The 344-nt window shown below is 39.2% G+C and carries 1 protein-coding gene; it reads right to left on the reverse strand.

The window, feature by feature from the left end; translation table 11 throughout:
• Positions 1 to 344 (reverse strand): thiamine pyrophosphate-binding protein (locus OM075_RS25885; protein ID WP_494515760.1); only part of this gene is annotated, 344 nt, incomplete at both ends.

Genomic DNA, 344 nt, shown 5'->3' on the forward strand with positions numbered 1-344 from the left:
TTTTGCTCAATAGCACTGTAGTCAATTTCCGGAGCATCACCTGAGAAGAATTTAGCAAATTTAGCTGCTAACTCAGGATTTGCTTTTTCCCACTCTGCTTGCTCTGCTTTTTTAGCTGCAACATACTCAGCTTTTTTAGCTTGCGCTTCAGCATACATCGCTGCAACATCATCAAAAATCTGGAATGGATTTTCAGCGTCGCCACCTAATGCTTTAATTGTACTTGCAAAACAAGCACCTGCAGCAGATAAAGGTTGTCCGTGAGTAGAAACTTGTTTTTCGAATGATGAACCATCTTCTTTAACAGCTCCTTTACCCATAATGGTTTTACCAATAATTAAGAA

This window comes from Plebeiibacterium sediminum (assembly GCF_026013605.1).
Classification (GTDB): Bacteria; Bacteroidota; Bacteroidia; order Bacteroidales; family Marinilabiliaceae; genus Saccharicrinis; species Saccharicrinis sediminus.